This is a genomic window from Leptothoe sp. EHU-05/26/07-4 (assembly GCF_043421015.1).
Classification (GTDB): Bacteria; Cyanobacteriota; Cyanobacteriia; order Phormidesmidales; family Phormidesmidaceae; genus Leptothoe; species Leptothoe turfae.
Genome location: NZ_JAXSQV010000004.1, coordinates 391,925 through 415,816, shown reverse-complemented (window position 1 = coordinate 415,816; position 23,892 = coordinate 391,925). Strand labels below are relative to the sequence as shown.

The window sequence follows — 23,892 nt, the reverse complement described above, 5'->3', positions numbered from 1 at the left end:
TATAAGATTCGTGAAACCCTAAATATTCTCAAATCTTCCCCCCCTAAACTCATGCCCAGCAAATTCGCCGACATTGCCTTCACCCCTGCCGTCAAAGCCGCCCAAACCCAGCGAGGTTCTCGAGAAACCTACGAACGCTACACCGCCAAAGCCCCGCCAAATGACACAATCACGCCGGAGTTGGCTGAGTTTATCACTCAGATGGATGGTGGCTATCTAGGCACCATCGGTTCTAACGGCTATCCCTATATACAATTTCGCGGGGGACCACCTGGCTTTCTCAAAGTACTAGACAATAAGACCATTGGCTTCGCTGATTTCTCCGGCAATGTGCAGTACATCACGGTGGGTAATCTGTCTGAAAACGATAAATCTTTTCTCTTTTTGATGGACTATCGACATCGCCGTCGGTTCAAACTGTGGGGTCGTGCCCACTATGTCGAAAATGATCCTGAATTAATTGAACAACTCCACATGCCAGGGTACCCAGCGAAGATCGAACGTGCAGTCTTATTCACCCTTGAAGCATTTAGCCAGAATTGCCCTCAACATATTCCCGTACGCTATTCTGAGCAAGACCTTCAGGATGCAATTGAGGCAGCTACAGCGCCCCTACAGGCAAAAATTATCGCGTTAGAAAATCGTCTTCAAGGTTAATCTCTCTTCTCGTGTAGAGATGTGTCATGGAACGTCCCTACACGAGATAATTTTTCATTCAATAATTCCTAACTCTTTAGCCTAAAAACTGTTCGACCATTCCCATGATCACAACGCCAGTCAACAACCCAACCGAACCGCTGCTTTTTAGGGTCTTCAAGTTTAACTCAGGCAATAGCTCATGGAATACAACAAACAGCATGGAACCTGCCGCTAATGCCATGCCCATGGGGGCGATCGCACGCCCCCCATCGACCAGTGTTACTCCCAACCATCCTCCTAAGGGTTCTAACCAGCCAGATAGGGTAGCAAACAGCAGCGATAAACCGATGCCATAGCCTAACTGACGCAAAGCTAGCGCTACCATCAAGCCTTCAGGCAAATTTTGCACAGCCACACCAATGGCAATGCCCGCATCATGGGTAGACGCTGCCCCCAAACCCACTGCCAAGCCCTCTGGAAAATGGTGTAGAGCAATAGCCAACACAAACAGCCACAGGTGTCGCCCATGGCCTGGCTGTGTCAGCTCTGGCTGAGGCAATACACGGTCTAAACCATAGAAAATCGCAACACCAATAATGACGGCAGCCACAATTTCTCCTGTGCCTGTGCCATAGCCAGCCGACTGCCCCGCCAACTGCACAGCCGGTATCAATAACGAGAATGCTGCCGCTGAGAGCATCACCCCACTCCCCATACTCAGCAACAGGGTCTGCCAACGATCACTTAACTGAGACGTAAACAGTATGGGTACCGCACCCACACCTGTGCCAAAACTGGCTAACACACTAGATGTAACCCCGTCAGACATCACATCCGACGCGACACTAGACCAGGATTGAGAGAGCTGTTCCATAGAAAACCTCCGACAGAAAATCTCCGACTCAGGACTCCATACTAACTCAAACTCATTATGAGTACGGGTGAGTTAAATCACACAAGCACCGATCTTTAAAGATGTGCAGTTCTATACGACAAAGATCTAAGTGTTTTCAGGGATATTACGGTTCTTAGAAACGACACATCATGTGGAAACTTTACGCAAAATGGTGTCTATCTCCGTGCAAAAACCCAAGGATTCATCGAGATATCTCGCTTAATTTAGTAATGTACTGAGTAACATTTACTACCCATGAATACAAGTTCGGTTGCATCCCATGTAGTCATTCGTCTACCCAGTCGTGTGGATAGTTTTATCTCACCGTTTTTTGAGCAAGATTTGAAACAGAAGCTTCAGCCTGGCGTCACCATCATCATCGACATGGCAAAGACTAAGTTTCTCGAACCTGCGGCAGCATCTGTATTTTGGGCAGGAATTATACAATCTCGCAAAGAAGGAGCCAAAATTATTGCTAGGGACATGAATGAGCAGGTCAAGCTTGTTTTAGAACGATCCGGCCTACTGCACCATTTACAGGAATTGTAAATGGCAGCTAAATGCCAAACGATAGAACAATACGCCTTGATCGTCCATGCCCGCACTCACGATGCCCTAACTTAATTATCGGCTTTGACGCTACACTGTGACGCCGCGATATTATAGTTAGTCGGAAAGAGTTGGTGCTGCGGTTGCGGGCTAAGGACTTAGCAAAGCCCTTAGCTTGAGGAAAGTCCGGGCTCCTGAAAGGTCAGGCTTGCTGGGTAATTCCCAGTGCGGGTGACCGTGAGGATAGTGCCACAGAAACATACCGCCAATGGAAAGGCGGAAGGCGGAAGGCAGAAGGCGGAATTTAAATTCATCCTTCATTCTTCATCCTTCATCCTTTTACAGGTAAGGGTGCAAAGGTGCGGTAAGAGCGCACCAGCAGCATCGAGAGGTGCTGGCTCGGTAAACCCCGGCTAGGAGCAAGGTCGCAGGGGTCATGGTTGACCTTTTTCCAGCCCCGCTTTTGGTGTACCGCTAGAGGCAACTGGTAACAGTCGTCCCAGATAGATAACCGCCCGTTGATGTTCGCATCAGCGAGAACAGAACCCGGCTTACGGCTGACTCTTTCCATTTTTTTGAGCATAGGAGGGTGGGGCAAGTCCACCAAATAACAGTGAATGCTAAGTGGCCACAGGGCAGTAGACAGCAATCAGTCAGCAATCAAGGATGATCCACGACGACAACAAGAGTTATCACAATTTGTAGCAAAGTTAGGGGTAACGGATCCTACGGCAGTGCGTTGGGACCTGCTGCATCAGGCCCTGATAGATATTTCTCGCTCAGCAGATCAAAATAATGAAGTGCTGGAGTTTCTAGGTGATGCAGCCCTAAGGCTAGCTGCCGCAGAATTTTTGCAAGCAACCTACCCCCACATGTCGGTGGGAGAAATGGCAGCAGTGCGATCGCAACTTGTCAGCGACCGCACGTTGGCAGTTTTGGCCAGAGACTACAACTTTGGGCGCTACCTACATATATCGTCTAGTGCCGCTGGGGACCAGGCCGGCAGAAGTTCACGGCTGGCAGACGCATTTGAAGCTGTCTTGGGCGCACTCTACCTGAGCACCCAAGATCTCAGCCTGATTCATCCCTGGCTTGATCGTCAGTTTGAGCGGCTTACCCAAACCATCAAAAACGACCCAGCCCGCCACAACTATAAAGCAGCCCTCCAAGAACTCACCCAGGCCCACAGTAAACAGCTGCCAGCATATACTGTCGAAGAAATTAGCCAGCGCCACGGCGATCCGGAGCGGTTTTATGCCCAGGTCCAGTATCAGGGCAAACTCTGGGGAGACGGCAAAGGTCCCTCCATTAAACAGGCAGAACAACGCGCCGCGCAGCAAGCCTATCAACAATTGGAACCCTTGATTACCGTTAACTCAAATAGCTAGTAACCCTGACTGCCACAATGGGCAAAATGGACAGCGGACCGCTCAGCGAGGTATAGGGCAATGGATCCAGAAACAAGGCAAATCAAGCTGGCACTGATGGGAGTGGGGCGGTGGGGCACCCATCTACTGCGTAACTGTCTGGCTCATCCCCAACTTCAGGTGAGGGCGGTCGTCGATCCGTCTTCAGAACGGTTGACGACCATAGCCCAAACGTTTCACCTAGACGCCTCAGTGGCACTACTCAGGAGTTGGGAAGCGGCCTTAAACATTGACGGTTTAGAAGCTGTTGCGATCGCCACCCCCGCCACCACCCACGAGGCTATGGTCACCGCTGCCCTCAAACGTCAGCTGCATGTGCTGTGTGAAAAACCCTTGACGCTGACTGCCAATACATCTAAGGCACTTTGCCAATTAGCCCGTCAGCAAAATCGGCAGCTATTTATTGACCACACCTATCTCTTCCATCCGGCTGTTATGGTGGCCAAGGCGAATCTAAACCGTCTAGGCACTCCACGCTACGGCTATGCCGCCCGCACTAACCTGGGTCCCGTACGTCACGATGTTGATGCCCTCTGGGATCTAGCGATCCACGACATTGCTATTTTTAACCATTGGCTGGGGGATTTTCCCACACATGTGCAGGCCCAAGGTCTGAACTGGCTAAAGCGTTCAAACCAAGTGCAGCTAGCCGATGTGGTGTGGTGTCGTTTGAAATATGCCAGTGGGTTTGAAGCAACGGTACATCTATGCTGGGCCAATCCCCACAAGCAACGACAGTTGACTATGGTTTGCGATCGCGGCAGCCTCATCTTTGACGAAATGCGACCTGAATCGCCCCTCACACTACAGCTAGGGCAGCTAGAAGCCGACACATTTAGTCCCATAGGCTTAAGTACAGAGTCCATCGACATTCCTAAGCAGGAGCCATTGGCCACGATGTGCGAGCATTTTGTCCAAAGTGTGCTCACCAATCAGTCATCATCCATATCTTCGGGCATCGTTGGCACTGATCTAGTCGCCATCCTAGAAGCCTTATCCAAATCCCTAAATCAAGCAGGCGCATGGATTTCTACACAGTAAAAGCAAGACAGTAAAAACAAGAGTCGTTTTGCGTTCTCAGATCTTTATTTTGAGTTGAGTTGATACCCGTTAACTCAAAACTAAACACTCCAAACTTACCCCTCTGTCTTCTGCCCCACCAGCACCTGCTCAGCAGCTTCTGTCTTATCCTTTTCAGGAGTCTCGGGTTCATCGGCTTCACCCTGGTTAGCCAAGAGCGGTAGGCTCACGGTAACTGCCGTACCTTGAGCCACCCCCTCACTGTAGAGGCTAATGCTGCCCCCCATCAGTTTCATAAAGTTCTTCGAAATCGCCAGGCCTAACCCTGTCCCCTCATAGCTGCGGGTGTGACTACCGTCCACCATTACAAAAGGATGGAAAAGCTTTTGCTGATCCTTGGGATCAATGCCAATTCCAGTATCCTGAATAGTCACGCTCACGCGAGGTGCGGGCACTGGTGCAGAATCGTCATCTGGAGCATCAACCGATTGCACTATCTCAATCTTGGCCGTAATACTGCCACTGTGGGTAAATTTAACGGCGTTGTAAACGATATTCAGGAACACCTGCTTGAGTTTATCGCCATCCCCCTTCACCCAGATGGGGTCTGACTTCTCAGGACGATTCAGGGTCAAGCCCTTTTGCTGAATCTGTAGAACCTGCATATCCAGAACATCTTGAACGATGCCCCCCAAGTCCAGAGTATCTAGATCAAGACTGACGGTGCCCGATTCAATTTTGGCAATGTCCAAAATGTCGTTGATAATTTTCAGCAAATGAATGGCTGCATTATCCGCCCGTTCTAGAAATTCCAGTTCCTCTTCGCGATCATCACAGGAGCCATCGCGCACCAGACGGACACAGCCAATAATGGCATTCAGTGGTGTGCGCAATTCATGGGATGTATTCGCCAAAAACTCATTCTTAAGCTGATTGGCCATCTGGGCGTTTTCCCAAGCCTGGCGTAACTCCTGGGCTCCTCCTTCCAGACGACGCAGCATGCGTTCTAGAACTTGCCCCAAATAATCAAGTTCCCAAATACTTCGGTTCTTGGGCGCAGCCTTGACCTCAGAGGAAAGGTCCTGAACTTGCTGAGTATAGTGAATCAATCGCTCCACCGGCAATGACAGACTACGGGCCACATAAAGCGCTAACAGAGCATTGGCAGCTAGCAATCCCAGGGTCAGCAAAAATAGAATCATCCGGATTTCCCACAGCGCGTGGAGGGCTTGATCAAGCGGCGTTACCGCTAACACATTCCACGTCTGAATCTGACCGGTAGACACCGGCAGTTTGGCACCGCTGTAGCCCGCTAGCCACTCGTCACCACTTTCCAGCAAACTAAACAGGTGCAGGGTATCCGAATTCCCTACGCGAATACTGCTCATGATGCTAACAAACCGATCAGCACCATGGAGGTCATCGACCGATAGACCGACTAGGTTGGGATTGGGGTGGGTAACGACAATGCCATTGGGATCGATAATGACCGTTTTACCTACCAGAGAACGGGGATTGGTGTCTTCTAGCTGCGTAAATCCAAACTGAGCTGATAGGGTATAGCGCAGCTGTCCTTCGGGGCTATAAATAGGTGTGGCGACAATCAAATCAAGCAGGGAAGAGTGCATCCCTTGCTCTTCATTTTCCACTTCAAGGACAGTTTCTGAAACCGTCCGATTAGGGCTATCAAGGTCCACTAAATAGAAGTCTGACTTTCCCGTGGATTCTTGTTGCCAAGGCAGCTGTAACGGTGTGGGCAAGAGGGAAGACTCACAGGTACTTAACACGACATTACCGGTGCCAGCATCAGTCAGCTCTAAGCACCCAACCGTGTGGGAAGCTATTTCGGTATACTGCCTCAGGGCTCTAGAGACTTCAGGGGTCTCTCCAGTTCTCAAAGCTTGGCTATCAGCGAGCAACATCAGCTCTGATTCTACTGCTCGTATGCTGTCCCTAAGACCACTTGCCTTGTTAATAGCACTGCTGGTCAAGTTTTGGCGGGCCGTGTCCAATAGGCTTGAACGCGCCTTACGCAAGGTAATCGCCTGACCAATGAGTAGCACAGGCGTACTCAATAGCAAGATACGCAGTATCAGTAACCGGCGAAATGAAAGAGGACGCTTAGCCATAAACCGCTAACAACTTATAGGATCGTCGCTGACTTCAACAAGGAAACGTAGATAAGACATGGAGTCAAATTCGTAGATAACAACAAAAGAAAACGCTTGCCATCTTGGTCTGCCGCAGTCTAGCCAAAATGGTCCGCAGACGTCACCGTCTCATTTACTTTGATGTTATATCTACTGGTAAACCACAATGAACCAATATCAGTTTTCGCAACGACCGTACCCATGACCATCGTGTTATTACTGATACCGGTACTAACACCCACTTAGTTTATCGACTGGTCTTGTCTAGCTACCGGCTAGCAAGCCAAAAGTTGAAGTAGCACTCACATAGATGAAGCCTTATCAAAGGTAGCTTAATCCCTTGAAATTGAATATTGTCAGGCATCAGACAGGTCAGTGTCGATGCTTCAATTCGTCAATCGATCGGTCATGTTCGCTATGCTTCAGCCTCTCACAAATTGCTTCATACCGAGAAGAAACCATCACCGCTTTTTGAATAAATGCCGCCGTTAAACCTACAGCCCTACGCCAAAACATCCAATCGTCCCTACGTCACTACTGTTTTGGCCATGAGTGCCGATGGCAAGATCAGTAATCCTCAGCGCGGTGCTGCTCGTTTTCCATCAGCCGCCGACCAGCACCATCTAGAAAAGCGATTAGCGATCGCAGATGCCACTCTATTCGGCGCTGGCACCTTACGAGCCTACGGCACCACGGCCCTGATCAAAGACGCAAAGCTCCTGGAAAAACGGCGTCAAAACACTCAACCCCCCCAACCCATCCACATCGTCTGCTCCAGATCAGGCCAATTAGATCCGACTGCTAAGTTCTTTACTCAGCCAATCCCCCGTTGGTTGTTAACAACCAGCCATGGGGCAGCCAACTGGCAAGACACAGATCATTTTGAACGGCTATGGATCGCCCCTACTGCCCCCACAGGCCAAGACTTCGCTTGGGAACAAATCCTGACCAAACTCAAGGCCTTAAATATTCATCAACTAATTATCATGGGCGGCGGTCAACTCGTGGCGGCTCTGATGGCCGCTGACTTGATTGACGAACTCTGGCTCACCATTTGCCCCTTAATCATCGGCGGAGACAAGTCCCCCACCCCATGCGACGGAGATGGATTTTCCCTAGACAATGCACCAAGATTCACCCTGATATCGCATCAAACCGTTGGGAATGAAGTGTTCTTAAACTATAAACGTCACCGCTAAGACTATTGAGTTTTGAGCTGACGTAGTTTGCCTGGTTTGAACTTGCCAAGCCGCAACTAACTAAGAACAAGGCACCAGGAACCAAGAACTTACAAAACTCAAAACTTACCCTACGCCGACTTTGCCCCATTCCCATTCCCCATCTGCCGCGCTACATTACCGTAGTGGATCAATACGCTATGCCAAGTAATGGGGAAAACCATCAATCAGCCGTTGACCGACTATACGCTGCGTTGGGTCAATCGTATGGCAGACTTACCCGCAGCCGATTGGGATAGCATGGCACAATCGATCAAGACCCCTTTCTTCGAGTGGTTTTGGCTAAATTCCATGGAGGTCTCTGGCAGTACTAAAGCTCAGACCGGTTGGCTGCCCAACCATTTGACAGTGTGGTGCAAAAATAAATTAGTGGCTGCCGCACCGCTATATCTCAAAGGCCATAGTCGCGGTGAGTTTGTATTTGACCATCAGTGGGCAGATTTAGCAGATCAGCTGGGCATTGACTACTACCCTAAGCTGCTGGGCATGTCGCCATTTACCCCTGTCGAAGGGTATCAGTTTTTAATCGCGGCTGGGGAAGATGAGACTGCACTCACCCAAGTCATGGTGGCAGCTATCGACCAGTTTTGCGTCCAGAATCAGATTTCAGGCTGCCATTTTCTCTACGCGAACCCTGACTGGCGGGCGTCAATGGAAAAGCTGGGCTTTCAAAAATGGCTACACCATAGCTATATCTGGAAAAACGAAGGCTACAGCAGCTTTGACGATTATCTAGCTCGATTTAATGCCAACCAACGCCGCAATATTAAGCGAGAACGCAAGTCTGTCGCCAAGGCTGGACTGCATTTTGAAGTGCATACTGGCAATGGCCTATCTGATACCCTGTGCAACCTGGTGTACGACTTTTACAGTGATACCTGTGACAAGTTTGGCTGGTGGGGTAGTAAATATTTAACCCGCAAGTTTTTTCAGCAGCTATATCCAGAGTTTTGCGATCGCACCGTTGTATTTGCCGCCTACAGCGACGACAGTAACGATCCCATTGGCATGTCCTTTTGCCTGACCAAGGGAGAAAAGCTCTACGGGCGCTATTGGGGAGCTTTTGAAGAGTACAATCACCTGCACTTCAACGCCTGCTATTACGAACCTATCGACTGGGCCATCGCCAACGGCATTAAGCTATTTGACCCTGGTGCTGGAGGACGCCACAAAAAACGACGCGGTTTCCCCGCTTCCCCTAACCACAGCCTGCATAAGTTCTATCATCCCACCTTGGCCCAGGTGCTAGACAATTACATCGACCGCATTAATGTCGCCGAACAGCAGGAAATTGACGACATCAATGCAGACCTCCCCCTCAAGCCATTAAGGACGGAATAAAATAGAAGCATTGCTGAGCCTCGGGATAACTTGAGGGGTGAGACACCGTCAAATCGCCATAGTGCTAGACCGGTGCATCCCCTAAATCAGCACGGTCCTAGGTGAAATCAAGGGATCTGCACGGTAGAATATGGGACCCAAAGGACCCTATGGGTCCCAAAAATGTTCTCACGTTGTGAAACCGTCTCTTTACCATGGCTCTAAGTCAAGACACACGCCCATCTGCCGCCACCCTCAAAACCCTAGACGACAAACTGTCTAAACGGTTTATTGAACTCGATCCTGACGGTTATTTTTTGATCTATCTAGACACTGAGCAAGGGCTGATCTGCGCCAAGCATTTTACCAATGTCATTAACGACAAGGGCGTAGCCTGCGATCCAGACACAGGCAAACCTTTATTGGGGAAAAAGACTGAGGCCCCACGCCAGTCTTCTCGCTTATATCAGGGTCGCACCGCTAAAGAGTTGTGCATGAAAATCTTCGAAGACAAAGAAAACCCTTGCCCCATAAGCTATTTAGACCATGCTGCTTATCTTGGTCGAGAGTTTGTGCGCGCTGAGATTGCCCTGGTCAATGATGAGCCTTATGTTCAGGATTAGTCCTGAACACCACTCAATTTGCCACCCACGATTTCGCGCACCCGATAAATGGGGCGTTTTTGCGATTCGTGGTAGGTGCGCATCATCAGCTCAGCTAACAGTCCTACGCTCAATAACTGAATTCCTGAAATAAATAACACCACTGCCAACATCAACAGAGGGCGATTGCCGATCTCAGCATTCAAAATAAACTTTACAAATGCTAGATAAATGCTCAGCCCTAACCCGGCAAACACGGATATGGCTCCAAACGGCCCAAAGACGTGCATGGGGCGGGTCAAAAAGGTTTTCATAAAGTAAATGGTCAATAAATCTAGGGCAACTCGAAAGGTGCGACCCAGACCGTATTTACTTTGGCCAAACTGACGAGCGTGGTGGCGTACGGGGACTTCACTAATACGCGCTCCCTCAATGTAAGCTAGGGCTGGTAGAAACCGATGGAGCTCACCGTAGAGGTTCATATCTTTGACCACATCGGCGCTGTAGGCTTTCAGTGAACAGCCATAGTCATGCAGCCTAACGCCGGTTACCGTGGCAATTAGCCAGTTGGCAATTTTGGATGGCAGCAGTCGAGTAATGGCATTGTCCTGCCGATCTTTACGCCAGCCGCTTACCAGATCGTAGCCTTCGTGCAGCTTTTGGTAGACCGTGGCAATATCTGCAGGCTCATTTTGCAAGTCTCCGTCCAGGGTGACGATCACCTGCCCCCTAGCGTAGTTAAATCCAGCTGCCATGGCAGGAGTCTGGCCATAGTTACGTCGTAGCAAAATCACCCGCAAATCATGGCGTTCTTTGGCCAGGGCTTTAAGTAGCTTCGCTGAACCATCCGTTGAGCCATCATCCACGCAGATCAACTCATAGGAAACCCCCATGGTCCGAACTGCGTTGGTAATTTTTTCCACCAGCAACGGAATACTGTCATATTCGTTATAAATAGGCACAACGACCGATAACTCATACCGAGTATTAACGGCAGCAATTTGACTGGGGGAGGTCACCATAGTGGGATTTGAATCCAATGGACTTAGGCAGAGCTAAACAAACACTAACATTCCCCACCACTCATTATTCGGTTTCAGAGGTCAGAATAGACGTGTTTAAGTGCCTCGATAAGCGTTAACCATGCTTTAGACGCATCACTAACTGTCCATTAGCACCGCCTGCAAAGGTCACTGTTTCGTTAAAGTTGTGCCCGTGCATCACGTTTTGCCAATCTGCTGCGCGTCAGGCCCAACTGAGTGAATTTATGATGCAGCTTTTGCCTGACGAGTTACGTTCATTGCGTAGTAACTAAATAATCGACCGTAAGGGTTGCCCACCACTTTCCAGTGGTGTCCATCACTGTATTGTTGTCATCTATCCCACAGCTTTCATCTACTGGTTCATCTCAGTCTGCGCCCTTTTGACTCAGTAATAACGTAGCGCTGTGACCTGATTGATGGTATGGGGCTGTATGCAGTGCTCGTCTGTGCTGATTGTCTGTGTGCGATCGCGAGTCACGTCCTTGTTGCGATCTCAAACTCGCCAAATCTCTCTCGTCAAATCGTCTATGAGATCTTGGCAAAGTGGTAAAAGCTGTGGCTTACATCTACTTTGTTGTTTTGGAGCTAAGCTCGATGAAAGCTCAATATACTTCTGTGGCACTAGTTGCGGCTGGCATTGCCATACTTTCGACGACAACACCTGCTGCTGCCGCCAATATCTTTATTGGTAGCCGCGAATTTTCTGTTTCAACAATTTCTGGTGAGACATATGAAGATGTCTTGCCCACACTAAAAAAACAGCTCTTTTACGGGAACGAGGAACTCGCCGTAGATCTAGCAACACAGCATGCAACTAAAGGTCCCCTGTTCGCACATCTATTTGGTGAGCGCTTCGTTGGCCTCGATTTCATTGGAATCAAGTATGATCCTGCCTTTGTTGCCACCATTCCTCCCGAGTTTCGAGACTACGGAGACGAGGTATATCAAGAGGTTGTGTTTGCCGCTTCTTGCGATCGCCCTGATTTCTACGAATGTATACCCACCCCCTTTGACATATCTGATGTTCAGTTTGCCGTACTCCAACAGGTTCCTACACCGGCTCTACTGCCGAGCTTAATTGGACTAGGGCTGGCGGCTATTCGTAAGCGGAAGCAATCCATCGAAGCTTAGGACTATAGCTGGTCTAGTGTGCCTATAACAGGCGCACTAGACAACAACTGAGCATATTAACCAAATGCCTAACAATCAAACAAAGACGAAGACAATATCCTGAGCCATTGGACCGATGTCAGCGACCGATGTCAGCGACCGATGCCAGCGTTAGAAGACTTTATTCCACTCGTACACTTCGTACTCGGTCCAAATACCATTAACCCAATAAGGATCATTCTCCACTAGCTGCCGAACTATGGCCTCATCATCAGCTTCATAGGTACCGAACACTTTACTGTTATCGGTTGTTGGCCCCAACGAGGTCAACACGCCCTTTTCTTTTTGTGCTTGCAGTCCAGCGAGATGATCTGCACGATAAGGGGTGCGTTTCTCCAGAGCATTCTCACAGTAGCTCCCCCACATCACAAACTTGGCCATGGCTCTTTACTCCTGCTATCTGTTCACTAGCACAATAGACAGAATACAAGACCATCGCCTCAGGCCTTCACTTCACGAGTAGCCTGCGTATCCAAACTAGCCCCTAGCTTATCGGCAATGCCCTCAACCCAGCTTTCATCCTGTTTAGTGTAGCTGCGAGGCGCATTGGCCCCCAAAACCAGTACCCCCTTTTCCCCCATGGGTTGGCAAATTATTCCTTGGGTGTTTTCAGGCAAATAATTGAATTCAACCTTACCAGGATAAAGTTTAAGATTCACCAAATAAACCGGCTGTTTTCTAGTCAGCGTACGCTCCATAATGGGGCCAACTTCAACCTCTTTATTGGGACCAAGAATACCGCGCCGCATCAATGTCTGACCATCGTAGTAAGCCACCAACGAACGAGTAACCGTATTGGTCAGCAATAGGTGAGAAGCCCAGGCCAATTCAGTAGCAACATCTTCCGACAGACCATCTGCTAACTCAAAGCCTTCTTCCCCTTCTAAAATCACAGCTTCTGGTGGTACCGGCTGAATTTGACGCCACAGCAATGTTGTCAAAATCAAAATTGCACTTAAAAAGACACCCACCACATCAGCACGCGCCTGGGAGTCAGTCACAACGGGGGTTAACAGCCGATTTAGCATAAGCAACGTACCGCCCACACTGCCTACAATCAGCGGTAATCGCCGCAACCACTGGTTATCATTCGCTGCTTTAGCCATCCCCTATCTCCCGATTGCCCATGGGTATCTTTAAGATAAACCCGTCAATTAACTACTGCCTTTAGTCGATTACTAGTGTATCTTTAGCCAGTAAAACTGCTGATACTCTACTGCTGTGAACTGGCTTTTCCAACTAGCCTTCATCTCCGCTCTCATTGGTCCCCGTCCTTGGCAACCAATGGGCAGCATCAACTTCGCCGACATTGATATCCGACCGACCTGGGAATCACCATGGCTCCAGCAAAAACTAGCAGCCGATCCGGTCGCTGAGACCATCCTTAATGGCTATGTAGCAGACCTAACGAGTCTGGGGTTTACGGCTAGCCAGCAAAGTGTGGCCGTCGATGTGGGGCGCTATCCAGTGGCTCGTCACCAAGAATCTCGTCGCTTACCGGCAGCATCCTTAACTAAAGTGGCCACCACCTTAGCTGCCCTTGAGACCTATGGCGTCAATCATCAGTTCGAAACCTTTATCGGCTGGCAAGGGACCATCACCAACGGCACCCTCCAGGGCAATCTCATTATCAAAGGGGCCTACGATCCCCTATTTGTTTGGGAAGAGGGAATTGCCCTGGGGAATACACTACAGCAGCTTGGTATTCAACAGGTCACGGGTAGCTTAATTGTCATTGATCAGTTTGTAATGAATTTCAACACAGACCCATTGGCATCAGGGGAAATGTTGAAACAGGCCATGAACTCTGCTGCTTGGGGCTGGGCAGTAGAGAAACAATACGCCACACTGCCACCCGGCACCTCTAAACCCACACTGCAAATCCAAGGACCAGTACAGATAGCCTCTGCAGCACCCACCATCAATCAGGCCTCAGGCTGGTTGGTACGCCACAAGTCACTACCGCTAGCAGTGATTCTGAAAGCGATGAATATCTACAGCAACAATGTGATGGCCGAGATGATCGCTAATCTATCCGGTGGCTCAGCCAATGTGGTCAAAATTGCCGAGCAGACGGGAGTCACTCCTGGTGAAATTAGTCTGATTAACGGTTCGGGCTTGGGAGAAGACAATCAACTCTCAGCCCGTGCCGTGATTATACTTATGCAAGCAATTCAGAACCGACTACAGCCTTACAATCTCAACTTCGCCGACCTGTTTCCAGTTTCTGGCACCGACACGGGCACCTTGATCGACCGTACGTTACCCATCAATGCTTCAGTCAAAACAGGGAGCCTAGCCGTGGTTAGCGCGCTGGCAGGGGCTTTTCCCACTGAGCAAAAGGGTATTGTCTGGTTTGCCATTATTAACTACGGCTCAGGGCTAGAAACGTTGCGTGCCCGTCAGGATCGGTTGCTAGCTTCCCTTGAAAAACAGTGGGGTAAGGCAAATCAAGTTCCCAATCCCATTAAGGCTACACTACAGTTCAATCAAGAGCCGTACCGTTTAGGCGATCCTAAACGCAATGAGATTATTCAACTGCCTCAGGCACAATCTCAGTGACAACATTGCGACCAGTAACGACCACCGTTTGTTGCTCTAGGTTACCGACCGCACGATCACCGTTCACCGTGGCAGCAGGATCCTGCTGGCGATAGCTCACATTGCCTTGCCCATCTATATCCTGGGTCTTGATATTCCAAGTGAGCTGGTCAGCCGTTAACAGGGATTGTCTGGTTTGATCGACGGATCTGACGTTGCCATTTAAGACAAGAATCTCAGTGATCAAATTTAGACGACCTTGATTAGCATTAGCCGTGATTTTTCGCTCGGGATACTGAATGCGTACAGGTTTATCAATCGTGATAATACCTGGCTCCACATCCCAAACAGCGATATCACTATTGGTTTGCAAGGGAATTTCAAATGCGTTGAGCTGTACCTGCTGCTGTAATGTGGCTTGTTGCTGTGCCAGGTCAAACTCTCCCCGCTTACCCACTAAGCGATCAGTCACCGTAGAATCATCCTCAGAGACATACTGCTCTACCTTTAGGGGTGTGTCTGTTTCGAGTTTTTCAGCATCTAGCTGCCATACTAATTTGTCTGACTCAAACCCAATCCAAGGCTCCTGTTGAGTGTTAGCAACCACACCGTTGAGTAACTCCAGACGCTGAGTTTTATTAAATAGTCGGGCTTCCTGGGCTGTGGCTTTGAGCTGGGGATGATCGCCACGAATACGGTCTCGCACTAACAGTAGATCCTCTGCGGGGATCCATTCCAAACTATTGCCATTGAGCGTGAGCTGATTGTCTGGATTAGTGGCGACAATGTTACCCTGCAAAAATATTGACTTGCCATCTTCTCGGATTTCCCCCTGATCGGCTTTGACTCGGTATACTAACTTTCCGTCTTGAAAAAGCTCACCCTCTGGGGACTTCACGCTAGCTAATCGACGATCGGGACTGTAGGTAGCGGCTTTTGCCTTCACACGCCAAAGCAGCCCACCATTCTCGTCAGGCTGCTCTAGGGTGACATCTTTAAGCGTTAGTTCTGCTTCGGTTTGTTCAGTGCTGTCCTGATTTTGAAGACTTTGCAGGGTATCTCCTGACGATTGACAAGTTCGTACAGCTACGACTATCACAGCAACAAACGCCGCAATCACCGCAAACCGATACCATTTATTCATACAGCGTTAGTTGTGCCAGTACATAATCTAGTCACCCAGATTATCCTAACGGATAACGGTTCTTACCCCGGCTCACTGGTTGCCTCTTCTTCCATAACGCTCAAACCAGTGAGTGGGCGATAGGTATAGCCATTGCTGTGGCTGCGTGGAGTCTTTTTGATATCGTCTTTGACACCGTCTAAATCAATATAGCGGTCAGATACATTGATCAAACTGTCACTGGTCATAGAGCGCAAACTGACCACCTCTACCCTGACGCCACGATAGCTAGCAGCATCAACCGCATAGGCCAAATCTCCGTCACCACTCACCAAAATAGCTGTGTCGTAACAGCCGACAAGGGCCATCATATCGACAGCGATCTCAACATCTAGATTAGCTTTTTTAGACCCATCAGGCAGCTGTACCAAATCTTTGGCAATGACTCGGTATCCATTGCGGCGCATCCACAGTAGAAACCCTTGCTGCTTTTCATTAGTACGATCAACACCTGTATAGAAAAAAGCACGAAACAATCGAGAACCTGCGGTTAATCGGCATAGCAGCTTGGTGTAGTCAATTTCAATTCCAAGCTGAAGCGCTGCATAAAACAGATTCGAACCATCAATAAAAATGGCAACCCTACCACGATTTTCTAATACTTGCTCTGGCGTAAATCCAGTGTCATGACTGAGGGTATTACGGTGATTCAACATGATTTAATCCTATCCAATTTATTATGATTTACACCCCTAACTTGTGGTTAGTATTGCCCTTTAACGAACCCCCAGTATTCAAGGGCAATTGAGGGATATTTTGTCAAGAGTTTACAAAGGGCTCCTAGGGGAAGAAACACAGCGAATAATTACTTAGCCATGCACAATTTTGAGCCTGTCTTGAATTGTCCTTTAAACCCACCAATCAAAGTACACACGCCATTAAATAAAGGCTTGTTTTCATCATACATGAGGCATTTGTAGATGAAAGCGATATGGCTGTAACTTAATTTCTTCTCAAGAAGTAGAAAATAAATGTGATTAAAAATTGAGTGGGTATTTATTGAAATCCTGACGTGAAAATAATAGGTTTTGACACCTAACTAAAAGTCATTGGCAAATAAGTTTACAAGGGTTAAAAATGCTATATAAAAGCACATGTCTTGAAATGCTCATAAACGCAGATTATTACCGCTGAGGTATTCAATGTCAGCATTTAAATGTCAGTATTATCGAGCCTTATCATGGATTAAGCTGCAATATGCCGATAAATAGCGATTGCGATCGCAAGCTTCGTTTTTTTGCTTTATAAATAGCAAAAACTGCCAAAAACCAACAGGGAGCTATTAGTGGGAATTTCAGAACTCTTTAAGGCTGGTGGGGTCGTCATTTGGCCACTACTGGTCGCATCAATCTTAGTAGTGACTCTAATTTTGGAGCGGAGCTGGTTTTGGTGGCAGATTTCTCAGCACCAGGAACGTGTGGTCAATACGTTTCTAGTAGATTATGCCCAGCAGCCTAAGGCAGCGATTCAACAACTAAAGCAGCAGCCGTCGTTACCCATGGTGCGAATTTTTTTGGCGGCGCTGTCCCTAGAGCAGGCCACCCCTGATGAATTTAAATTGGCTTTAGAGAGCGCGGCTCAAGCAGAGATCCCGATGCTTAAGCGGTTTAGTACTGTGTTTGAAACCGTCATTGGTCTCGCCCCCTTATTGGGACTACTGGGCACTATTTTAGGGTTGATTCAGGCCCTGTCGTCTTTGCAAATTGGCGATGTGGGTACGGCTCGGGCATCCGGTGTTACAGCAGGCATTGGCGAAGCATTGATTTCCACAGCCCTTGGCTTAGTGGTCGCCATGGTGACTCTGTTCTTTGCCAATGTCTTTCAAGGGTTATATCGTCGGCAGCGGGCTGCGATCGCAGATTATGGTGGCCGTATTGAAATCGCTTATCGACAGTATTATCGAAAGTTTATGCATCGTCAGAACCGCTAAGCTGTCCAAACATCAACGGTTTGCCTAAATACCCTCAACAAATTTAGATAATTTGCTCATTTGGCTACTTCAACAATCGGAACAAACCCAATATTCTAGAAAAAATGAGTAATATTCTTTGAAGTATTGGCCATTCAGGCATTACCTTAATGAGCACATACAAATTCACCATCCGGTTCTTTCCTAAAAACTTTCATGGGTGATCGTCGTTGGTTCAAAATTGGGGTATACGTAGGCGCGTTTTGTTTAGCCATGGTAGTGACAATGGTATTGGCAACGACCTACAAAGTATTTTTTGGGCCACCCCAGGGAATAGCAGCAGCAGCCCCCTCTTACACCGTAGAAGTAGCGCCGACAGGAGCTAACGTGCCCTCAGCTAACCATGGGCTCATATACACGGCGGAAAATAACCCTACCTATAGACCCCTTGAGCGGGTAGAACTGGCTGACCCATCGAACTATGGCGAACGATATGATGTCGATGCCTATGGTCAGCCCCTCAACCATGAATTTTTGGCCGTGCTTCACGAAACTGTATGGAGCGCCAACAGTGCGATTAATACCTTTCAAACGTATCACCCACGGGACGAAGACCAGGTGAGTTACCACAGCATCATTGACCGCGATGGCACGGTTATCTATGTTGTCCCTCCTGAAAAACGGGCCTTTGGCGCAGGTAACTCTGTCTTTGAGGGGCCCAACGGTCCTGAAACCGCTGTGACGAATCCCGCGTTTGCGTCATCTGTCAATAACTTTGCGTATCACATTTCCTTAGTCACCCCCTCCGATGGCCAGGATAATGCCTCTACCCACAGTGGTTATACGGATGCGCAGTATAAGTCCTTAGCCTGGCTAATGGCCCAGACAACAATTCCTGAGGCACGGATTACCACCCATGCAGCGGTTGATCGTTCAGGTTCTCGACAGGATCCCCGCAGCTTTAACTGGGCTCACTTTTTAGAATATCTGCACCAGTATCCTAGTCGAGCGGCGTAGACAAGATTAGGAATCCTCTAGTTGTAGGGGCGCACGGCTGTGCGCCCCTACAACTTTGTTTAACCACAGATCGAGGTTGAGGTCGTAATAGCCTTCTTGGCCAGCAGGATATTCCCCCTGTTCGATGGCATTAATAATTTGCGGCAAAGCGGCAATGTAATCTTGGCTCCGTACCACAGGATGAAGCGTCCAGGCATCAGGATTTGAAAGTGTTGCCCGCCAACCGTGAGTGCGTTCAAGCTCCCGAGAAATCATCACCTCCCAAGAATCTAACTTGCCACGACCGGTCCAGTAATTTAACCAGGTCAGCACCCTGGGTGGTAACTGCTTTAGCCATTCGTTTTTATAGTCCATCCACAGGACAGGAATTGGTAGAAATGCATCGAAGCTTTGCTTTTTAATCAGATAAGCACGGCTGCCAAAAAACTTAAACCGATAGAACCCATCGTCCTGTTCATAGGGCACACGCTGGTTCATGGTACCGTCAGCCCGTGGTGGCCCCGATAAAGGCCTGACAAACAACACATCGGGTCGCTTGTCCATTAGCTCTATGCCCTCAGTAATCCAGCTGTGGCCAGGCTGCTGATGCTGCAGCATATCGCTATCAAAATGCACCACATAATCACCCACCGTTTCTTCTAAAGAGAAAATTGTGCCCAGAATGGGATAGCCCTTCCAGTTGTGGGTGGGTTTAGGCACAGAGCCAAAGTGCTTTTGATAGACTCGCTGACGATAGGCGTTGTCATAGTCCATATCAACCAGCCGATCCACTACCCCCATTTCCATCAGCTGGGCACAGTTATCCCGCAGTTGCTCTAAGGTACCAATGCCGGGTCGCCCCACTTTATCCCCCGTCAAAGGGGCCGTATCTAAAAACAACACCCGCTCCACAAAGGGATAATGGCTAGTGTGCACCAGGTGGGGAATCGTCTCCATCATGAATGGAATATCGGTGCGAGCCACCATGATGGACAATGAACAGCGAGGAAGATTCATAGGTCGTTTTAGGGTGGGTACTGCCCACTATGGGTGAAACGTTATTTCTTCATCCGTCTAGCCAACCGACCGATTGCTTGTTTAAGTTTGCGGATCGGTTGACGCTGTAATTGAGATGGGGACTTGCCAGCTAACGGACGACCATCCGGATCATCGAGGTAGCGGTAATATTCCCACAGGTCTCGATAAGGCCCCCCCGATCTCATCGGTGTGCCCGCCCAGTGCAAATAACGCAGCCGTGTATCGCCATCGTAGAGAGCATGGTCTCGGGATACAAAGTGTTGCATCCCTCCCCAGCTGCCGGGCTCATCAGCCTTCACTTGAACAATGTTGAGCCGTGTATCGATGCTGTTGAGGACCAGATAATTCATGATGGGCTGGTCTGTTGTGCCCCCCGAAAAATCAAAATAATCGCGATTTTGGGCACATTCGCTTAAACGCTGATACATCTGGTGAAGGGTGATGGTGTCTTTTTTAGCCCCCCAGAGACCGCTATTAAAAACAGAATTGACAATATCTTCAGGAAAAATGCCTCGTTCAATCACACTGGGCGAAAACACATCACGCAGTTTACGACCCTTGAAATGATAATCACAACAAATAAAATCTGCTTGATCTAGATAGGCGAGGGTATCAGAAACTGGCTCAAAAAAAAGAATATCGGTATCTATATAAAGAAACTCATCCAGCGGCCCAAACCAGGCTGCTAACTTGCGCATTTTATTGGGGAGTGCCAAGAAATCACGGGGAAAAATCTCGCTAATTTTTTGGGTAAACGCCTCAAGAAAAGCTAGATCTGGAAAGAGCTGCACTTGGTAAAGTGTATTTAGTTTTTGAAACAGCGATTGATAGTCATCGTTAAACGGAATCATATATACCGGTACATCCGGATCATGAAGGCGCAGACTAGCGAGGAGTGCGATCGCATTGTCCCCCACCTTCTCATTCGCAACAATATACACACCTCTCTTACCAATCATCAATAGTCCTCCCTTCAGGTAAGTCCAATCTTTTTCATCAGTCGTTTCTGTAGGGACGGTGGCTGATTATATTGCTGGGGTTTGCCCTGAAACTCTGGCATGGGCTCATGTAAATATCGATAGTGCAAAAACGTTTTACGATACGGAAAATCAAGGTTTTCACCACCACAAACGCGACGAAATATCTTTGAGGACAGCCCAATAAAATGCAGATAGCTCAACAACTTACCGTCGTCGTAAACCAGACCGTCTTTCTCCTCAAAATGTTTCGATGAAACTGCATTTCCCGTCGCTTTGCCTTCAGCACGCCACTCTAATGCCACATTGTGAACAGTATGATCATTAATCTGCACCATATAGTTCAGCAGCGATTGATTGGGCGCTCCCATGTACAGCACATCTGAATTCCCCTGGGCCAGGGTCTCTACCACATGATCCAGCTCTGCTTCAGGAAATAGACTGCGCTTAGAGGCATAGCAACCAGAACAAAAGATGTCACGCTTGAGTCGTTCCTCGGACAGTACCGTGGTCAGTTTGTCAGAATTGACATTAAAAATGTGGCTGAGGTCTTTGAACTGAAAATCATAAACCACGACATCGGCACGGTTTAGACGCTCAAACATAAAGTCCAGAGGCTGCATTACCAACGTGTCAGCATCTAGATAAATAAATTCTTCAAAAGGAGCCGCCGGGTCAAAGGAAACATAGCGATGGTTTTCTCCCACTCGATAAAATTGGGTTTTCACACCTGACGCTTTCCACTGTTGTATCGCCGTTGGATGGGTTTGCCATACCCGTAGTGAAAAGTTTTCCCAAAATTTAAATAGTTCAGAGTCATTCAGCAGAGATACATTCTCTCGCTTGGCGACTTCAGCAGCGACCTTCTCTATCTGGTCGTTGTAGGCAATCACGCAGACCGGAATATGCCCCGAATTTTGTTCAATGCTATTGAGCAGAGCGACCAACTGGTCGTAAACTACATCGTTTGCCAGGGTGTATATACCGCGCTTCATAGGACGTCCAATGGGTAATTAAGTATAAAAAATCACATTAAAAATACAGGGTCAGACAAGATGGAATGCTAGAGAGAACAGACCTGTCAGCATCACGGGGTGGATTGTGCTGGACTAGACGCCTCGGTTTGTTGGGATTTACTCACAGGTGTGCTAATGGATTCGAGATTTTCCACAACACTGAGCAGGTCAATGGCGATGTTCTGGGCATGAACCATCAGCTCTGCTTGCTCATAGGGGTCATCAACATCGTCCTGGATCAACGCCAGCAGACCAATCATGGAGTTTAGCTGCGATCGCAACTCATAGGATGACTTACCAATCGCCTTACGGTAAACAGGCAAAACATTCGACACAAGGGTGCCACTGCCATTGGCATTCTCACGAATACTTTTAGTCAGCTGCATCGCATGGAGTTTGGCATAGGCCCCTCTCTTCTCCAATAGCTCAGTATGGGTCCCTAATTCCACTACTTTGCCTCGATCTAGGACCGCAATTTGGTCAGCTTTATGCACAGTGGACAAACGGTGGGCTATAACCAGCGTGGTACGGCCACGACTGAGATCATCAATTGCATTTTGGACTAACCGTTCCGAGACCGTATCTAAAGCACTCGTCGCTTCATCCAAAATCAAAATGTCAGGATCCTGCAACAGGGCTCTAGCGATGGCTAACCGTTGGCGCTGTCCCCCAGACAGTAATACACCGCGATCGCCAATCATGGTTTCAAAGCCTTGGGGTAGGTTCTCGATAAACTCATAGGCATTGGCCTGCTTAGCCGCTGCCCTAAGTTCCTCGTCTGTGGCATCGGGGCGACCGTATAGCAAGTTTTCCCGCACAGACGCATTAAACAAAAAGGTTTCCTGACTGACAATCCCTAAGTTAGAACGATAGCTATGTATATCTATGGTCTTCAGATCCACACCATCCAACTCAATTGACCCATGGGTGGGATCATAAAATCGGGGTAATAAGTCCGCCAATGTGGACTTACCTGCCCCTGAAGAACCGACTAAAGCTAGGGTTTGCCCCTTTGGCAAAAACAGATCAATCCCCTGCAAAACCTCCTGATCATGGCCTGGGTAGCTAAATCGAATCTGGTTAAACCGAATACCTTCCTGTAAAGTTCGGTATGGCTGAGCGCCCCGAGGCATAAACGGCTTATCATCTCGCCGGAGCAAGGCAGTCACGACCTCAACACTGGCCGAAGTATTCGCTAAAGTGCTGCGTTGGCTATTGAGCTGACCAATATAAGGCAGCATTCTAAATAAAATAATCAGGTATGTCAGCAACGACGATGAAAATACCTCAAGCTGATTACTAAAGGCCATTCGACCCAGTACAGTGATCAATATCAACGCCAGAATATTAATAATTTCGTTAAAAGGACCAATACCCGCAAAAATCAGCTGGGAGTTAAACTCAGCGCTTTCTCGTTCGACGATAATTTTGTCTAAACGTTGATATTCTCGCTCTTCATTGGCTGTTGCCTTCACCAAACGAATACCCGACAAAATCTCAAACACACGGGAAGAATACGCCTTGGAGATTTTAGACAGTTCTTTACCCAGGGACTTGGAGCGTTTAACGACAAACTGATTCAGCAGGGTAACCGACCCCAGTGTCACGATTGAAATCAGCGTCAGCTGCCAAGAAGTCAGCAGCAACAAGATCAAAAACACCGTGATCGTAATGATCACTACCATGATGCGCACCAAATTTCGAATGGCAATGGTGGTGCGATTCACCTCAACGTTTAATTGGTTAATCAGATCTCCAATTTTAGTCCTGGCAAAATACCCTAAATCCACATCTAAAAGCAGCCTAAGTCCCCGTTGCCGCAGCGACATCGCTAGTTTTCGATTCAATGTGCCAGCTGTCAGAGCACTGGCATAAGCCGAAAGACTTTTAAGAACAATGACACCGACTACAGCGGACGCCATCACCGGTAAACGTGCATTGTCAGGCAGGCCATCAAATATGCCAATAAAGCGCTGCAAAATCGGCGGTAGAGATCTTGCGTACTGCGCCGCTTGCCCTAACAGCTCCAGTAAGATTGGCACAATCAACAAGGTGCTTACACCATTAAATAGCGCCCCTGAAAAACCCAGTAATATCGTAAAAAATAACAGAACTGGATATCTGAGAACCGACTGAAGTAATAAGCGGGTGGAAGACATGAATAAGTAGGCAGGCGACG

At 48.4% G+C, this 23,892-nt stretch carries 22 protein-coding genes and 1 other RNA gene; 12 read left to right on the top strand and 11 right to left on the bottom strand.

The annotated features are described in order from the left end of the window. Positions 1 to 51: 51 nt before the first annotated feature. Positions 52 to 657 (top strand): pyridoxamine 5'-phosphate oxidase family protein, encoded by a 606-nt coding sequence (locus U2F10_RS14895; RefSeq protein ID WP_499872552.1) that lies wholly within the window; start codon positions 52 to 54, stop codon positions 655 to 657. A gap of 76 nt (positions 658 to 733) precedes the next feature. Here the strand turns inward: U2F10_RS14895 and U2F10_RS14890 are convergent, their stop codons facing one another. Next, positions 734 to 1,513: a ZIP family metal transporter gene (locus U2F10_RS14890; RefSeq protein ID WP_163669404.1), complete on the bottom strand. Its 780-nt coding sequence runs from the start codon at positions 1,511 to 1,513 to the stop codon at positions 734 to 736. A gap of 276 nt (positions 1,514 to 1,789) precedes the next feature. On the opposite strand from U2F10_RS14890, the gene U2F10_RS14885 reads away from it, so the two are divergent. The 4 genes from U2F10_RS14885 (at position 1,790) to U2F10_RS14870 (ending at position 4,551) form a co-directional block, all read left to right on the top strand. Beyond that, positions 1,790 to 2,083 carry an STAS domain-containing protein gene (locus U2F10_RS14885; RefSeq protein ID WP_036018518.1) on the top strand — a complete coding sequence of 98 codons (294 nt, stop codon included), beginning with the start codon at positions 1,790 to 1,792 and terminating at the stop codon, positions 2,081 to 2,083. 126 nt (positions 2,084 to 2,209) lie between these two features. Next, an RNA gene (gene rnpB, locus U2F10_RS14880) (RNase P RNA component class A) lies at positions 2,210 to 2,653 on the top strand. 47 nt (positions 2,654 to 2,700) lie between these two features. After that, the gene (gene rnc / locus U2F10_RS14875; RefSeq protein ID WP_163669403.1) at positions 2,701 to 3,471 is read left to right on the top strand and encodes a ribonuclease III; all 771 of its coding nucleotides are present in this window, start codon (positions 2,701 to 2,703) and stop codon (positions 3,469 to 3,471) included. A 60-nt stretch (positions 3,472 to 3,531) separates the two neighbouring features. After that, positions 3,532 to 4,551: a Gfo/Idh/MocA family protein gene (locus U2F10_RS14870; protein ID WP_250565137.1), complete on the top strand. Its 1,020-nt coding sequence runs from the start codon at positions 3,532 to 3,534 to the stop codon at positions 4,549 to 4,551. Between the two features lie 95 nt (positions 4,552 to 4,646). Here U2F10_RS14870 and U2F10_RS14865 read toward each other — a convergent pair whose 3' ends face one another. After that, entirely contained in the window at positions 4,647 to 6,659 is a 2,013-nt protein-coding gene (locus U2F10_RS14865; protein WP_163669401.1) for a sensor histidine kinase, read from the bottom strand. A gap of 500 nt (positions 6,660 to 7,159) precedes the next feature. Here U2F10_RS14865 and U2F10_RS14860 point away from each other — a divergent pair, with 500 nt between their 5' ends. From U2F10_RS14860 to U2F10_RS14850, 3 genes are all read left to right on the top strand, one after another. Further along, complete coding sequence (locus tag U2F10_RS14860; protein WP_163669399.1) at positions 7,160 to 7,879, top strand: RibD family protein; 720 nt, start codon at positions 7,160 to 7,162, stop codon at positions 7,877 to 7,879. A gap of 189 nt (positions 7,880 to 8,068) precedes the next feature. After that, positions 8,069 to 9,259 carry a GNAT family N-acetyltransferase gene (locus tag U2F10_RS14855; protein ID WP_163669396.1) on the top strand — a complete coding sequence of 397 codons (1,191 nt, stop codon included), beginning with the start codon at positions 8,069 to 8,071 and terminating at the stop codon, positions 9,257 to 9,259. Positions 9,260 to 9,453: 194 nt separating this feature from the next. Then, positions 9,454 to 9,861, top strand: a complete 408-nt coding sequence (locus U2F10_RS14850; protein WP_163669394.1) for a DUF4346 domain-containing protein — start codon at positions 9,454 to 9,456, stop codon at positions 9,859 to 9,861. Here the strand turns inward: U2F10_RS14850 and U2F10_RS14845 are convergent. Next, entirely contained in the window at positions 9,858 to 10,862 is a 1,005-nt protein-coding gene (locus U2F10_RS14845) for a glycosyltransferase family 2 protein (protein WP_163669392.1), read from the bottom strand. The genes U2F10_RS14850 and U2F10_RS14845 overlap by 4 nt on opposite strands. A 615-nt stretch (positions 10,863 to 11,477) precedes the next feature. Here U2F10_RS14845 and U2F10_RS14840 point away from each other — a divergent pair. Continuing rightward, on the top strand, positions 11,478 to 12,014 hold the full coding sequence (locus U2F10_RS14840; RefSeq protein WP_163669390.1) for a PTPA-CTERM sorting domain-containing protein: 537 nt from the start codon (positions 11,478 to 11,480) through the stop codon (positions 12,012 to 12,014). A 150-nt stretch (positions 12,015 to 12,164) separates the two neighbouring features. Here the strand turns inward: U2F10_RS14840 and U2F10_RS14835 are convergent, their stop codons facing one another. Together U2F10_RS14835 and U2F10_RS14830 are read right to left on the bottom strand one after the other, a co-directional pair. Further along, positions 12,165 to 12,434: a YciI family protein gene (locus U2F10_RS14835; protein WP_006515648.1), complete on the bottom strand. Its 270-nt coding sequence runs from the start codon at positions 12,432 to 12,434 to the stop codon at positions 12,165 to 12,167. 59 nt (positions 12,435 to 12,493) lie between these two features. Next, positions 12,494 to 13,159 carry a cofactor assembly of complex C subunit B gene (locus U2F10_RS14830; RefSeq protein ID WP_163669388.1) on the bottom strand — a complete coding sequence of 222 codons (666 nt, stop codon included), beginning with the start codon at positions 13,157 to 13,159 and terminating at the stop codon, positions 12,494 to 12,496. A 115-nt stretch (positions 13,160 to 13,274) separates the two neighbouring features. Here U2F10_RS14830 and U2F10_RS14825 point away from each other — a divergent pair, with 115 nt between their 5' ends. Then, a complete protein-coding gene (locus U2F10_RS14825; protein ID WP_499872550.1) occupies positions 13,275 to 14,615 on the top strand; it encodes a D-alanyl-D-alanine carboxypeptidase in 1,341 nt (446 codons plus the stop codon). Here U2F10_RS14825 and lptC read toward each other — a convergent pair. After that, a complete protein-coding gene (lptC, locus tag U2F10_RS14820) occupies positions 14,584 to 15,738 on the bottom strand; it encodes an LPS export ABC transporter periplasmic protein LptC (protein ID WP_499872549.1) in 1,155 nt (384 codons plus the stop codon). The two genes, U2F10_RS14825 and lptC, sit on opposite strands and share 32 nt — an antisense overlap. A gap of 62 nt (positions 15,739 to 15,800) precedes the next feature. Then, the gene (locus tag U2F10_RS14815; RefSeq protein WP_163669383.1) at positions 15,801 to 16,433 is read right to left on the bottom strand and encodes a LabA-like NYN domain-containing protein; all 633 of its coding nucleotides are present in this window, start codon (positions 16,431 to 16,433) and stop codon (positions 15,801 to 15,803) included. Between the two features lie 629 nt (positions 16,434 to 17,062). Between U2F10_RS14815 and U2F10_RS14810 the strand changes: the two genes are divergently transcribed. Then, positions 17,063 to 17,707, top strand: a complete 645-nt coding sequence (locus U2F10_RS14810; RefSeq protein ID WP_163699470.1) for a MotA/TolQ/ExbB proton channel family protein — start codon at positions 17,063 to 17,065, stop codon at positions 17,705 to 17,707. Between the two features lie 195 nt (positions 17,708 to 17,902). Beyond that, positions 17,903 to 18,703: an N-acetylmuramoyl-L-alanine amidase gene (locus tag U2F10_RS14805; protein WP_163669379.1), complete on the top strand. Its 801-nt coding sequence runs from the start codon at positions 17,903 to 17,905 to the stop codon at positions 18,701 to 18,703. A 6-nt stretch (positions 18,704 to 18,709) separates the two neighbouring features. Here the strand turns inward: U2F10_RS14805 and U2F10_RS14800 are convergent, their stop codons facing one another. The 4 genes from U2F10_RS14800 to U2F10_RS14785 form a co-directional block, all read right to left on the bottom strand. Further along, positions 18,710 to 19,699, bottom strand: a complete 990-nt coding sequence (locus U2F10_RS14800; RefSeq protein WP_499867281.1) for a hypothetical protein — start codon at positions 19,697 to 19,699, stop codon at positions 18,710 to 18,712. A 41-nt stretch (positions 19,700 to 19,740) separates the two neighbouring features. Next, the gene (locus U2F10_RS14795; RefSeq protein ID WP_499061627.1) at positions 19,741 to 20,679 is read right to left on the bottom strand and encodes an Npun_R2821/Npun_R2822 family protein; all 939 of its coding nucleotides are present in this window, start codon (positions 20,677 to 20,679) and stop codon (positions 19,741 to 19,743) included. Between the two features lie 14 nt (positions 20,680 to 20,693). After that, a complete protein-coding gene (locus U2F10_RS14790) occupies positions 20,694 to 21,692 on the bottom strand; it encodes an Npun_R2821/Npun_R2822 family protein (RefSeq protein ID WP_499061626.1) in 999 nt (332 codons plus the stop codon). Positions 21,693 to 21,784: 92 nt separating this feature from the next. Beyond that, complete coding sequence (locus tag U2F10_RS14785) at positions 21,785 to 23,872, bottom strand: ABC transporter ATP-binding protein (protein WP_499061625.1); 2,088 nt, start codon at positions 23,870 to 23,872, stop codon at positions 21,785 to 21,787. Positions 23,873 to 23,892: the final 20 nt, after the last annotated feature.